Source organism: Cyclobacterium jeungdonense, from assembly GCF_010994275.1.
Lineage (GTDB): Bacteria > Bacteroidota > Bacteroidia > Cytophagales > Cyclobacteriaceae > Cyclobacterium > Cyclobacterium jeungdonense.
Genome location: NZ_WMCD01000001.1, coordinates 779,134 through 792,325 on the forward strand (window position 1 = coordinate 779,134; position 13,192 = coordinate 792,325).

At 43.9% G+C, this 13,192-nt stretch carries 11 protein-coding genes; 8 read left to right on the plus strand and 3 right to left on the minus strand.

Translation table 11 applies throughout. The annotated features are described in order from the left end of the window. Window positions 1-29 precede the first annotated feature (29 nt). The 3 genes from GKS34_RS03010 to GKS34_RS03020 all read left to right on the plus strand — a co-directional run bounded on the left by GKS34_RS03010 (window position 30) and on the right by GKS34_RS03020 (window position 4,385). Entirely contained in the window at window positions 30-2,249 is a 2,220-nt protein-coding gene (locus GKS34_RS03010; protein WP_205602011.1) for an outer membrane protein assembly factor BamB family protein, read from the plus strand. 741 nt (window positions 2,250-2,990) lie between these two features. Continuing rightward, the gene (locus GKS34_RS03015; protein WP_163383319.1) at window positions 2,991-3,659 is read left to right on the plus strand and encodes an alpha/beta hydrolase family protein; all 669 of its coding nucleotides are present in this window, start codon (window positions 2,991-2,993) and stop codon (window positions 3,657-3,659) included. 81 nt (window positions 3,660-3,740) lie between these two features. After that, window positions 3,741-4,385 carry a phosphoribosyltransferase gene (locus GKS34_RS03020; protein WP_163383320.1) on the plus strand — a complete coding sequence of 215 codons (645 nt, stop codon included), beginning with the start codon at window positions 3,741-3,743 and terminating at the stop codon, window positions 4,383-4,385. A gap of 40 nt (window positions 4,386-4,425) precedes the next feature. On the opposite strand, the gene GKS34_RS03025 is transcribed toward GKS34_RS03020, so the two are convergent. Both GKS34_RS03025 and GKS34_RS03030 read right to left on the minus strand, forming a co-directional pair. Continuing rightward, window positions 4,426-5,448 (minus strand): hypothetical protein, encoded by a 1,023-nt coding sequence (locus GKS34_RS03025; protein ID WP_163383321.1) that lies wholly within the window; start codon window positions 5,446-5,448, stop codon window positions 4,426-4,428. A 13-nt stretch (window positions 5,449-5,461) separates the two neighbouring features. Next, complete coding sequence (locus tag GKS34_RS03030; protein ID WP_163383322.1) at window positions 5,462-6,439, minus strand: ribose-phosphate diphosphokinase; 978 nt, start codon at window positions 6,437-6,439, stop codon at window positions 5,462-5,464. A 237-nt stretch (window positions 6,440-6,676) separates the two neighbouring features. On the opposite strand from GKS34_RS03030, the gene GKS34_RS03035 reads away from it, so the two are divergent. Next, window positions 6,677-7,324 carry a DUF4136 domain-containing protein gene (locus GKS34_RS03035; protein WP_163383323.1) on the plus strand — a complete coding sequence of 216 codons (648 nt, stop codon included), beginning with the start codon at window positions 6,677-6,679 and terminating at the stop codon, window positions 7,322-7,324. Window positions 7,325-7,590: 266 nt separating this feature from the next. Here the strand turns inward: GKS34_RS03035 and GKS34_RS03040 are convergent, their stop codons facing one another. Next, window positions 7,591-8,619: a zinc-dependent alcohol dehydrogenase family protein gene (locus tag GKS34_RS03040; protein ID WP_163383324.1), complete on the minus strand. Its 1,029-nt coding sequence runs from the start codon at window positions 8,617-8,619 to the stop codon at window positions 7,591-7,593. Between the two features lie 376 nt (window positions 8,620-8,995). Between GKS34_RS03040 and GKS34_RS03045 the strand changes: the two genes are divergently transcribed. The 4 genes from GKS34_RS03045 to pdhA all read left to right on the plus strand — a co-directional run bounded on the left by GKS34_RS03045 (window position 8,996) and on the right by pdhA (window position 13,174). Next, window positions 8,996-9,526 (plus strand): PEP/pyruvate-binding domain-containing protein, encoded by a 531-nt coding sequence (locus GKS34_RS03045; RefSeq protein WP_163383325.1) that lies wholly within the window; start codon window positions 8,996-8,998, stop codon window positions 9,524-9,526. Between the two features lie 2 nt (window positions 9,527-9,528). Next, window positions 9,529-10,284 (plus strand): SDR family oxidoreductase, encoded by a 756-nt coding sequence (locus tag GKS34_RS03050; protein WP_163383326.1) that lies wholly within the window; start codon window positions 9,529-9,531, stop codon window positions 10,282-10,284. 55 nt (window positions 10,285-10,339) lie between these two features. Then, the gene (acsA, locus tag GKS34_RS03055; RefSeq protein WP_163383327.1) at window positions 10,340-12,055 is read left to right on the plus strand and encodes an acetate--CoA ligase; all 1,716 of its coding nucleotides are present in this window, start codon (window positions 10,340-10,342) and stop codon (window positions 12,053-12,055) included. A 129-nt stretch (window positions 12,056-12,184) separates the two neighbouring features. Then, window positions 12,185-13,174, plus strand: coding sequence for a pyruvate dehydrogenase (acetyl-transferring) E1 component subunit alpha (gene pdhA / locus GKS34_RS03060; RefSeq protein WP_163383328.1), 990 nt, complete (start codon window positions 12,185-12,187; stop codon window positions 13,172-13,174). Window positions 13,175-13,192 lie beyond the last annotated feature (18 nt).

The following is a 13,192-nucleotide window of genomic DNA, read 5'->3' on the forward strand; positions in this document are numbered from 1 at the left end:
TCAGACTGTCTCTATTTCCCGTTTAAAAAATGAAAACTGCGATTGTACCAAAAGTCAGTAAGCAAAAATGTCCAGCCATCTGCGGCTTAATTCTCTGTATGGTCCTCATGGTATGCAACAGTGGCTGTAATCAAAAACAGGATACCTATTCCAATTGGGGCATCTATAAGGCAGACTCGGAAAGTAGCAGCTACTCTCCTCTCGATCAGATCAACAAAGAAAACGTCTCTAACCTTGCCCTGGCATGGGTTTTCGAACCCAATGACAGCCTTGAAGGGGGTAGGCCGCGAAACAGCGAGAGCAACCCGATTATCATTGAGGATGTCCTTTACACCACATCTGCCAGAGGGCGGCTATTCGCAGTCCATGCAGGCACAGGAAAGTTAAAATGGAGTTTTGATCCCTTTGACGGAGAACGCGGCGGTGGAATCAAGCGGGGGGTAACGTATTGGGAGAATGGACCGGACAAACGAATTCTATTTACAGGGGGCGATAAACTATTTGCCATTGATGCCGCCACCGGAGTTCCCGTCCCTACCTTTGGCAATGAAGGTAAGGTAGACCTGAACCAGGGTATGCGTGGCGAACCGGATAAAATCTCGGTGATTCCCACTTCCCCGGGAATAATTTTTGAAGACTTGTTGATCCTGGGCACTGAGGTTTCCGAGCTTTACGGTGCGGAACCGGGCCATGTAAGGGCCTATAACGTGCGTACGGGGGAGTTAGTATGGACTTTTCACACGATCCCTAAGCCCGGTGAAGTAGGGCATGAAACATGGCCTGCGGATGCCTGGAAGTATGCCGGAGGGGCCAACAATTGGGGAGGATTGAGCCTTGATGCCTCCCGGGAGATGGTCGTTTTTGCGACTGGATCCCCTACCTACGACTATTATGGTGCAGATCGCAAGGGAATGAACCTGTTTGGCAACTCGGTGGTAGCAGTGAATGCCAAAACCGGTGCCTACATCTGGCATTTCCAGACCGTACATCATGATCTGTGGGACTACGATTTACCGGCACCTCCAAATCTGGTTACGGTGGAACAAAATGGCCGTAAAATCGATGCGGTTGCCCAAACTTCCAAAGTGGGATTTCTCTATGTATTGGACAGAGAAACCGGGGAATCCTTATTCCCAATAGAAGAAAGGCCGGTACCATCCTCTGATGTTCCCGGAGAAAAAGCCTGGCCCACCCAGCCTTTCCCGCTAAAACCGGCTCCCTATGCCCGGCAATACCTGGATGAGACAGACATTGCTGATTATTCACCTTCCTCCAGGGATTCTCTGCTACAGGTATTCCGGTCTCTTCGTTATGAAGGTCTTTTCACTCCACCCTCCGTAGGTGGAACCCTTCAGTTTCCGGGTTCCCGGGGAGGCTCAAGCTGGGGCGGAGCGGCCTTTGATGCCCATACCGGCCTCCTGTATGTCAGGTCAAATGATTCACCCGAAATCATGCGCCTGAAAAAGGTAGAGCCGGAAAGCACCGTCACCGACCTATCCGTATACAAACAGGGAGAATCCATATATATCAGTTATTGTGTAAGTTGCCATGGCAGAGACCGCAATGGAGACGAACAGGGAAATCCATCCCTGGTAGGATTAAAGGGACGTATGAGCCGGGAAGATGTGCTTACCAAAATTAAGCAGGGAGGAGGTAAAATGCCCAACTTCTCCAGTGTCATTTCTGGCAAAGCAAAGGAAGAAGCCATTTTGGCCTACCTTTTCGAGAACGAAACCAAAGAACGTCCCGGGCGGGAAACATCCCTGTTGAAAGAAATCAACAGCAACCAGGGGGCCGCTCCCGATCCCCAGACCGTTGACAGTCTACCGAGATACCTGAACCTTACCGCCTATGGATATTTCAGGGATTCAAAGGGCCGACCGGGTATCAAACCGCCCTGGGGCATGCTTCATGCCATCGATTTGAATACCGGGGAATATGCATGGAGCGTCCGCTTGGGCAATAATCCTGAACTTCAGTTTGGTGAGCAAGAGACAGGTGAAGCGGGTTCTGCCGGACCTACTGTTACGGCTGGCGGACTGGTGTTTATAGCAGGGACGAGGGATAACAAATTTAGGGCTTTTGACAAGGATACAGGTGAAAAACTTTGGGAAATTGACCTACCGGGTTTTGCCAATGCCAATCCAAGTAGCTATCAGGTGGATGGCAGGCAGTACATCGTACTTTCTGTCGGAGGAAATTCGGAAAATACTGCCGGATCGGTCATGGCCTTTTCATTGCCGGATTGAAAAACCCCAAACAGGCTTAGCTTGCCTATCCGTTTACTTTGAATTCAGCATTAGCTAAAAATCGGATTTGTCTGAAATAAACCTTTAATACCAATTCAACCCGGGATTTGAAGGCATAATCGGTGAAAAGAGAGGACGCGGGTTCATACGAGAGGACACCTTCCGCTCGGTTAAATTCCCTGATTTTCCCATTGAAAAACCCATACTCAGAAAGTTTTTTTAAAAGGAATCTGATCGATATTCACCGCACTAATTTCACATCAGCTGCTTCCCTATCCCCATAGACTAATAGCTGATCTGCTGTTTCATTTTTTAATGGGCGAACTGTATGCACTCAGTACCGGAAAGGCAGACAGCAGGCTATAGGGTAGACCGGTATTCAGAAGCTACATGGTTGAGATCGCACTTACATTTGTTTGGACTTCGGTTTGACAGTCGAAGGGAGTCAAACAGACGGTGAAAAGGCACTTCCTTCGTGAAGAAAGCCGGAAATATAATGTTTACACTTTTAAAAATGTGCGAAGATGGTAAGCGGCCCAATGATCGGAATCATCAAAATTATCTCTTTATCATCATTGGGTGTTTGGTTGGCTTTCGATAACTTGACCCAGTGAATCAAATATTTCTTTCTGTTATCTAAACTGGTCTTTATCAGTTTTTTAGTGTTGGATATTTTTATATAATGAATGTTATGTCCTGTCAAAACGGAGTGAACTACTGTCTATCTTATTAATAAAAGATATGAAACAGGAATTAAAAATTAAACTCGATCACCTTACCTTAACAGGTGAACTGAGCCTTCCGGAAAATTCCTTCGGTCTCGTTATATTTTCCCATGGAAGTGGAAGCAGCAGATTTAGTCCCAGGAATAATTTTGTAGCGCAGTATTTGAATAAAAGAGGGCTGGCAACCTATTTGTTTGATCTGTTGACCAGGGAAGAAGATGAGAATCCTTTGCATCGTTTTGATGTGGGAATATTGGCCAACCGGTTAGTGAAGGTGACAACCTCACTTATGAAATCAGCACTGACAAAAAATTTGCCTTTGGCTTACTTTGGAGCCAGCACAGGTGCTGCCTCTGCACTCATTGCCGCTTCTGTTCTCCAGAATAGTATAAGAGCAATTGTATCCCGTGGGGGTAGACCAGATTTGGCTTCGAATTTTTTAAAAAATGTAAAAGCCCCTACTCTTTTTATGATTGGAGAGTTTGATCAACAGGTGATTGTATTGAATAAACAAGCGTATGAAAAGCTACCTGGGCCTAAATTTTTGAGGATCATAAAGGGGGCAAGTCATCTGTTTGAAGAGCCTGGAACGTTGGAAGAAGTAGCACACTACTCTGCAGAATGGTTTATGCAACATCTTGGGAATAAAGAAAATAAGTCTTCGCATGGCTATATCAGGATTTAGCTTGAAAGCGAAGCAGGACTGCTGCCTGATCAAAAAACAAGCTGGCAAGTAACTAGAAAGTTAGAACAAATTTTCAACATCATGTTTAATGACAGAAAAGATGCCGCAGAAAAGTTGGCCAGGGCTTTGGAAAAGTACCGGAACAAAAAGGCTTTGGTCCTGGGAATACCTAGGGGTGGTGCTGAAACGGCCTATTATGTAGCCAGGCATTTGGATACAGAGATGTCACTGGTGATCACCCGTAAATTGGGCTATCCCAGGAATCCAGAGGCTGCTTTTGGGGCAGTTGCAGAAGATGGGAGCCTTTATATTTCAGAAACTGCCAGTCAGGTATTGTCTGCGGAATCCATGAACGAGGTATTAAAAGAGCAAAAAAAGGAGATCCAACGCAGAATCAAGCAATTGAGAAACGGAAAACCCCTTCCGGAACTTAAAGACAGGACAGTAATCATTGTGGATGACGGCATCGCTACCGGTGCGACCTTATTTGCGACCATCATGCTCTGCAAAAAAATGATGGCTGAAAAAATCGTAGTGGCGGCACCTATCGCGGGGTCTGGAATGGATGAGACTTTGAAAAGAAAGGTTGATGATGTAGTTATTTTGGAGACCCCACCGGATTTCCATGCAGTATCACAGGGATATTATGATTTTCATAACCTGACGGATGAAGAGGCGTTGGCTTTTATGAATAAATGGGAACGGGAATATCATGTTAAAAATTAAACTTTTTGATTTCCCTGAATTTAACCCATTTGTTCCAATATCACATTGGAAGTTTTCCTGAATAGTTTTTGGCAACACGGAGATAGCTGTTGGTCCTATTTACCCATTTGTTCTTATCCTTCCAATAGTTCAGTTCCTGTAAATGATGGATACTGAGTCTTGCTCGGAGAAAAGCCCTCCTGGCTTTATAGAAAAAAATCAAATTGTCAGAAATATTATCGCCACTCCGTTCTTTGTAAATTTCAAAAAATAAATTTCCTACCGCCCCCGCCCTGAGCATTTCGCATTCCAATGCCAGAAAGGATATTTCTTCTACCATATCAATTAACCTCAGTTCTCTGCTGAATTCGATGCGATCAATGATCAGAGGCTTTGGGGCAAGACAGATATGTTCTGGCCTCAGATCGCCGTGGCAATCTCTGATTTTACCGTCATGAATACGAGATTCAAATTGTTCTGAATATTTTATCACAAAATGCAGAAGATTTGTTTCTATCTCAACGATCAACGGTCTGGATAAGGCATATTCTTCCCGAATCAATTCTTCACTGTCGGCATCTACCCCCTTTACAATATTCCGGATATAAGTGCTAGGGCTGCGACTGACCGCTGGAGTACCCATATAAAAATCCACTAATTTTTTGGCTACTTCTTGTATCCATTCTTTACGTGCTATTCCTTTTTTGATAGCGGTGTGCAACAAGTATTGTTCCGGAAGCCGTTTCATTTTGATCAACCATTCGACAATTTCGCCGTCACCGGATATCTTATAATTGTCTTTTTGAAGGGTGATTGGAAGGACACCAATATAGGTGTCATCTCCCAGGGGTTGATTAACTGAAACTTCCTCCATGCAGTATCGGTAACGCGCTTCCAGGCTGCTAAAATTGAGGAAATCATAAATCACGGGTTTTTTCAATTTATAGACAAACCTGTCGGTAAGAAATACCCAGGACATATGGGTTTCCAGTGATTCTACCTTGGAAGTGTCAGGATAAGAGGTAGCCTGTTGGAGATAAGTGACTTTTTTCAACAGGGTTTCCTTTTCGGTTTTCAGTTCCATAGTAATAGATAAACTATTCCATTTTCATCAGCGACACCAAAGAGCCTCCTGTATGCAAACGACGGATGGTTTCAGCAAAAAAAGATGTTATGTCAAGTACTTCTAACTTCTTTTTTGCCAGTTCTTCATTTAACCGGCCAGGTGGGATCGTGTTTGTCACGATCACTTTTTTAATGGCTTTTTCTTTCAGGGCTGCGTTGGCCCCGGAAATGAAAGCGCCATGTGTGGCCACAGCATATACACTCGTAGCCCCCAGCCTCACACAGGCCACCGCTGCCCTTGCCATGGTAGTTCCGCTGCTGATGAGGTCATCCAATAGTATGACAGCCTTGTCCTTTACATTACCCACCACCAATTCCCCACTGACAACATCTTTGCTACGCATTTTTTCCATAAAGGCAAAGCCCACAGGCTTTGAAATAATTTCGGCCATTTTGTCTCTAAACTGTTCCGCCCGTTTCACACCTCCAATATCTGGGGACATGACCACCAATTCTTCATCTTGGTCTAGCATGCTTTTGAAATAACCCATAAATAGATTCTGGGCCTCGAGGTGTTCAGTATGACATCGGAAGGCATTTTGAAAAGCCTGAAGATTATGTACATCAATGGTCACCAACCTATCTAGCCCCGAACTTTCGAAAAGAGAAGCCACATATTTCAGGCTTAATGGATCCCGTGCTTTTGTTCTTCGGTCTTTCCGGGCGTAGCACAAATAGGGTACTATTGCGGTAATTCTTGCTGCCCCTGCATCTTTGAGGGTTGAAATAAAAAAAAGTAGTTTGATCAATTTATCATTGACACTTTCATGTCCATCCGCATGAAGGGAATGAATTACGTATACATCCTGGTCTCGCACACTCACAAGAGGACGGATTTTATGTTCTCCGTCCTCAAAGTCGCGTTCTTCGTGGTCATTTAGGGATACATTCAGCGCCATGGCTACTTTTTCTCCGAATGAATTGCTGGTATGGAGGGCAAAGAGACGCATATTGGCTTTTTGCTAGGTTGGAAATAAAGATACCGTATAGCATTGGAGCATTACAACAATTTAAATCATCTTTTAGGAAAATCTTCGTTATTAAAGACGGATTTTTTTCTGCGAGGACTACACCTGATTAATGTATCCGTACCATGTGATTTCTATCATTTTTTTTGCCGGTCAGTTTGTCGAATTTATGGAGTCAGCATTGACAAAAAGATTTCTGACCGGAATAATTATGAATCTATGGAAAGGCATTCTAAATATTTCGTGTTGTTTCTAATCATCCTCTTCTGTTGCTATCCAGATGGTTCCGATGATGTCGAAGAACCCGATATTGTATACACCAAATATGATCCAGGATTTGACTTTAATGCGGTCAATACGTTCGCGTTGCCAGATGAGGTGATTATGGTGGAAAAGCAGGAATTCAACCAGACTGAACGAAATGAACCAGATTTTATCTCAAGAGCCCATAGTGAAATCATTTTAAACAGCATAAGGGAAAACATGCTTCGTTTGGGGTGGACAGAGGTAGGAAAGAATGGGGGACCGGATGTGATACTCCTTCCTTCGGTAGCCACGAGTACCCGTATTTATTATTATTATGATTGGAATTACTGGTACTGGTGGTACCCGGGATGGTATTCAGGATGGGTATGGTATTATCCAGGATATCATTACCCCATCTACAGGACTGGTTACACTTCCGGGTCCCTCTTTATTCAAATGACTGATAATAGAAATAATCGGGCAAGTAATAATGTGCCTGTCCCCTGGAGCGCTCTGATCATAGGTGTATTGGAAACCCCAAGGTCCCATATCACGCAGCACCTGAGGTCTACCATTGGTCAGGCGTTTGACCAATCCCCCTACCTAAAAAAACCGATTTAGGAGCCCTCATTATTTTCAATAAGTTTGGAAATTGTGATTGTCAAGTAATATTTCCTTTATTCACAGACCCCATAATTTTGTGAACACGAAATCGATCATGACAAGAAAGTCACATGTAGGGATGACTTCCTAACCTGCGAGAATCTCCCGATGTAGTATCGGGACAGATTATCTGACCTTATGATGCCCTGAAATCCGCTTACAAATCATAGGAAGCAAAGCTGGAACAAAAGAAATATTTTTTAAATTAAGGTGATTTTATGAGTTTAGTTGACAACTAAAACCTTTGCTCCCTTTACATGCTTCTGTTTCAAATCCATTATGGCTTTGTTGGCCTTACTGAATGGGTAAGTTACTACCGCGGGTTTAATTGGAATGGATGCTGCCAGATTCAGGAACTCGAATACATCTGATCTTGTGATGTTGGCTACCGACTTAATTTCTTTTTCCATCCACAAATGATCCTGATAGGAGATTTTCAAAAGGGCATCCAAATCATTCGATTCTTTGCGGATGGCGTTGATTATTAGCCTGCCGCCCGGCTTCAGGTGTAATAGGGACCCCACAACAGTGGTCCACACGGGAGTGGTATCGATAATGGCATTGGTATCCTGGGGTGGGCTATCTGTGATCTGTCCTGCCCAGGTAGCCCCAAGATCCCTGGCAAACTGCTGCTCACCCTTATTCCTGGCAAATACATATACCGGTGATTTTGGATACATATGGAGGGACATTTTCATAACCAGGTGACCGGAAGCACCAAAACCCGTGAGCCCCAGGGTCTGCCCATCCGAAATGCCAGTTAACCTCAATGAACGGTAACCGATGGCACCGGCACATAATAAGGGAGCGGCTTCAACATCGGAAAATGTGGACGGAATACGATATGCAAATCGCTCGTCGACTACCATGAATTGAGCGTATCCCCCGTTTCTATCCCTTCCTGTGGCCCTAAATTCGGGGCATAAATTCTCCAGCCCTGCCACACAGTATTCGCATTGTCCACAAGCCCCGAATATCCAAGCTACTCCTACCCTATCACCATCTTTAAAGATTTGGGTCTGATTCCCACATTTTTCTACTATACCCACTACCTGATGACCTGGAATAATGGGGTATTTCCCAGGAGGTGTCCGTCCTTCAATTTCATCCAATTCCGTGTGGCAAATCCCGCAGCAACTAACTTTAATCCTTATTTCAAAATCTTTCGGTTCAGGCATGGGTACTTCCGCCAGTTCCAGAGGGTTGGAAACTTCATCCAGGTTTGAAATTCCATTTAAAAGCCAGGCTTTCATAAAATCTTAAACGATTATTTCCTTATTTAAATTAGCTTAAAAAAAGGTTACCACACCTTCCTTTTTTTCAAACTAAATCCTTTTAAGATAAATTCAATCAAGGAGATAAAATGCTTGCCTAAACCCAATGCATTTACCTGGGTTTAACAGGAGCACTCCTCCTCCGGGAAGTCTGTTACTGTTCATGGCAAAAGGCCAACGATCCACTTAATCTTTCCCTCAATTTACAATAAAAGAACTGAATGTGATAGATTATCCTTAATTTCCTATATTCATTAAATTACCAAACCAATATCATACAAGTAAATGATTTTCATCATTTAAAATTGGTATATATCCATCTACCTTACTTTTTCTATTAACTGCGGGATTTATCATGTCAATTAATTGTATCCCTTTTTCATCCATTAAAAACAAAGTCCTTCCCTTAGTAGGGGGGAGAAATGCTTCTTTTGGTGAAATGCTGATAAAACTTTCTCCCCTGGGGATTAAAATCCCGGACGGTTTTGCTGTAACAACTAAAGCTTTCAGAACTTTTATTCAGGAAAATCACCTTTACGAGAAATCGGAAAGGCCCATCACCGGTGTAAACGGCAGTCCTACAGAAAGATCCGTTTTTTGCCTTTCAGATCAGGATATCCAGACTTATGCAAAATGGTCCTTTAGTATTGAGAAACATTATAAAATGCCTAAGGAAATAGAATGGGCCAAAGAGTCCAGCGTTAAAATTGCGCGCTGCGGCCAGGCCCCCTGCGATTATCCGCAATTCGCAGGATTTTTTGAAGCCCTGGGAAAAGACCGTGTCTCTTTTACTCCTGATGCTTTATTAAAGGGTATCGAAAATATCAGTATTGCGGAACTAAAGGATTCAATAAAGGAAAGTGTAACCAAACAAATTATTCTATAATCATGGAACAAACTTTTAAAGACAAGGTGGCACTGATAACAGGCGGTTCGTTTGGAATCGGGAAAGCCACAGCTATTGCCTTTGCGGAGAGGGGCGCAAGCGTTGCGGTGGTAGATTGGGTAGAGGATAAGGAAACCTTTGAAACCATCCAGAGGGCTGGTGGAAAAGCCATTTTCCTGAAGGGCGACATGTCCAAAGAAGAGGACATCAAAATGATGGTAGACAAGACCATCGAAAATTTCGGGAGATTGGATTATGCTTTTAATAATGCAGGTGTGGAAGGCATAACTGCTATCACCCATGAATGTACCAATGAAAACTGGCGCCACGTGTTGTCCATTAACCTTACAGGGGTATGGTTGTGCATGAAATACCAGATTCCCCACATGTTGACTCAAGGCAAGGGATCCATCGTGAACAATGCCTCTATTGCGGGATTAGTCGGATTTCCTGGGATTCCAGCGTACGTGGCTTCCAAACATGCAGTCATTGGGCTGACAAAAAACGCCGCCTTGGAATATGGCAAAATGGGCATTCGGGTAAATGTGGTTTGCCCTGGTGTAATTAAAACCCCCATGATTGATCGGTTTACCGGAAAAAGCAAAGAGGTGGAAAAACAGTTTGAATCCATGGAACCCATAGGAAGGTTAGGAGAGCCTGAAGAAGTGGCGGATGCGGTTTTATGGTTGTGTTCAGATGCTTCCTCATTCGTGACAGGCCATTCCCTGGCAGTGGATGGTGGATGGGTAGCCCAATAATGTCTGTACTGTATTCCATGATTTAGTAATAGGGGTTTTAAATATCCAAGGAACCATGTTAAGTCCAAACCTGAATGATTATGATGCCCTATATTCTTCCTTTAATTGGGAAGAGGAAAGCAAGCTTTTAGAAGGCCTGCCAGGAGGTAAAGGTTTAAATATCGCTCATGAAGCCGTCGACCGACACGCCAATAGTCACCTAAAGGATACGGTAGCTATCCGCGTGATACGAAAAAATAAGATGCTGGATGATTATACTTATTCTTCCCTGAAAACCGAAACATCCAAATTTGCCAATGTGCTTTCAAGCCTTGGAATCCAAAAAGGAGAAGGGGTCTTTACCTTGTTGGGCAGGGTTCCGGAATTGTATATTTCTGCATTAGGGGCACTGAAGTACCAGGCGGTATTCTGTCCCTTATTTTCTGTTTTTGGACCTGAACCTGTTTTTCAAAGATTATCTAAAGGAGAGGCAAAAGTTTTGGTAACCACAAAGGCTTTTTTTGAGAATAAAATTAAGCAGCTTTTGGATCGCCTGCCCTCCTTGAAATTAGTTTTGTTGGTAGATATCAATGAAGATATATCCGAAAAAATCCTGTCTTATTCCAAATGGATGGAGCAGGTTTCCGGGAAATTTCAGATTTCACCAACAGCAGCGGAAGACCCTGCTTTGTTGCACTTTACGAGTGGGACAACCGGCATGCCAAAAGGAGCTTTACATGTTCATAAAGCCGTATACACGCATTATGTTACAGGGAAATATGTACTGGATTTTCATGAAGGAGATGTGTTTTGGTGTACCGCGGATCCCGGTTGGGTGACAGGCACCTCCTATGGGATCATTGCTCCTTTGGTAAACGGGGTTACCAGTATAGTGGATGAAGAGGAGTTTGATGCAATGAGGTGGTATGGTTTACTGGAATCACAAAAAATTAGTGTCTGGTACACGGCACCCACTGCGATCAGAAGATTGATGCGCGTGGATTTAAATCCAAAGGAAACATATAACCTAAAAAATCTGAGGCTAGTGTTGAGTGTAGGAGAGCCCCTGCATGCAGAAGCTGTGGTATGGGGGCAAAAAGCCTTTGGTGCCCCTGTTTTGGACAATTGGTGGCAGACAGAAACGGGTGGTATTATGATTGCCAACTACCGATCGCTCAAAGTAAAACCAGGCTCTATGGGAAAACCGCTGCCGGGTGTGGCGGCTGGGATAGCTGATGTAGAAGGGGATAAAATAAAAATCATTTCATCGCCGGAAGTCCAGGGACATTTGGTTTTAAGGAAGGATTTACCGTCAATGTTTCGTACCTATCTGCATGAAGAAGCGCGCTATCAGAAATGTTTTCGTGGGGAATGGTACCTGACAGGGGATTTGGCAAAAATAGATGCAGATGGCTATTTCTGGTTTGTAGGTCGGGCCGATGATATCATCAAAACCTCCGGTCATATGGTAGGCCCCTTTGAGGTGGAGAGTACCCTCATGAAACATCCGGCGGTAGCTGAAGCCGCTGTAATAGGAAAACCGGAACCCTCCATAGGAGAGCTGGTTAAGGCTTTTGTAGTATTGAAAGATGGGTATGAAGATAGCAATGATATGAAAATGGAAATTACCGGATTTGCGCGAAAGGAAATGGGCCCGGCAGTGGCTCCTAAGGAAATCGAATTTGTGGAAAACCTTCCAAAGACCCGAAGTGGGAAAATCCTGAGGAGGCTGCTTAAAGCCCGTGAATTAGGCCTGCCAGAGGGGGATTTGTCTACACTGGAAACCAATTGATTATATCAGGATAAATAGGCCAAAGTTTCCTGTTTTGGAAAGAAAATGGTCATCTAAGAATGAAAGGATTTTTAGGGGCCTTCTCTGGATCGGGACAAGGACTGGCCTCTGCAAATATTTGACATCCACATGGAAAAGAGGATTAAAGAAAGAAAAGTGCTGACGGGTGAACAAGAGCGACACCTGTTGTACCAAATGAAGCTAATCCGAAGATTTGAGGAAAAATCTGCGGAACAGTATACAAAGGAGAAAATAAGGGGATTTTTACATTTATATATCGGCGAAGAAGCGGTTGCGGTGGGGGTGACACAGGCATTGTCAGCTGAAGATTATGTATTAAGTACTTACAGAGAGCATGGTCATGCCCTGGCGAGGAATATGGATCCTGGTTCCATCATGGCAGAAATGTATGGCAAACAAGAGGGCTGTAGCAAAGGAAGAGGAGGCTCCATGCACTTATTTGATGCCACTTTTAATTTCTACGGTGGTAACGCCATAGTGGCCGGGCACTTGCCTATGGCCGTAGGCATGGCCCTGGCCTCCAAGAAGCAGCAAAAAAAGAACATTACCTGTTGCTTTTTTGGGGAAGGCGCAGCAGCAGAAGGGGAATTTCATGAAGCCATGAACCTCGCGGCATTATGGCAAGTCCCGGCTTTGTTTATTTGTGAAAATAATCTCTATGCAATGGGTACTGCACTCAAGTATACCCATGCCATGCAGTACATTGAAAAAAAAGGTGTGGGGTATGGAATAGACTCTTCAGCAGTAGATGGCATGGATCTCATTGCAGTAAGTAAGGCAGCCAATGATGCTGTGAAATACATCAAAACGAATAACAAGCCTTATTTTCTGGTATGCAACACGTATCGGTTCCGGCCCCATTCCATGTTTGATGCAGAGCTTTACAGGGATAAAAAAGAGGTGGAGGAATGGAAAAAGAAGGATCCAATACCCAGATACCAGCAAGATTTGATCAATAAAAAGCGGCTTTCGAAAAAGCAAATCGACGAAATGGATAAACACATTGAGGCAGAAATCAACAAAGCGGTAACCCTGGCTGAGGAAGGCACCTGGGAGCCTGTGGAGGATCTTACAAAGTTTGTGTACAGCGGGCAATAGGCATAAAACAAATTGAAA

Bases quoted from the DNA above. Each gene is read 5' to 3' on its own strand.
- GKS34_RS03010 (WP_205602011.1), top strand. From the start codon at position 30: ATGAAAACTGCGATTGTACCAAAAGTCAGTAAGCAAAAATGTCCAGCC.
- GKS34_RS03015 (WP_163383319.1), top strand. From the start codon at position 2,991: ATGAAACAGGAATTAAAAATTAAACTCGATCACCTTACCTTAACAGGT.
- GKS34_RS03020 (WP_163383320.1), top strand. From the start codon at position 3,741: ATGTTTAATGACAGAAAAGATGCCGCAGAAAAGTTGGCCAGGGCTTTG.
- GKS34_RS03025 (WP_163383321.1), bottom strand. From the start codon at position 5,448: ATGGAACTGAAAACCGAAAAGGAAACCCTGTTGAAAAAAGTCACTTAT.
- GKS34_RS03030 (WP_163383322.1), bottom strand. From the start codon at position 6,439: ATGCGTCTCTTTGCCCTCCATACCAGCAATTCATTCGGAGAAAAAGTA.
- GKS34_RS03035 (WP_163383323.1), top strand. From the start codon at position 6,677: ATGGAAAGGCATTCTAAATATTTCGTGTTGTTTCTAATCATCCTCTTC.
- GKS34_RS03040 (WP_163383324.1), bottom strand. From the start codon at position 8,619: ATGAAAGCCTGGCTTTTAAATGGAATTTCAAACCTGGATGAAGTTTCC.
- GKS34_RS03045 (WP_163383325.1), top strand. From the start codon at position 8,996: ATGTCAATTAATTGTATCCCTTTTTCATCCATTAAAAACAAAGTCCTT.
- GKS34_RS03050 (WP_163383326.1), top strand. From the start codon at position 9,529: ATGGAACAAACTTTTAAAGACAAGGTGGCACTGATAACAGGCGGTTCG.
- acsA (WP_163383327.1), top strand. From the start codon at position 10,340: ATGTTAAGTCCAAACCTGAATGATTATGATGCCCTATATTCTTCCTTT.
- pdhA (WP_163383328.1), top strand. From the start codon at position 12,185: ATGGAAAAGAGGATTAAAGAAAGAAAAGTGCTGACGGGTGAACAAGAG.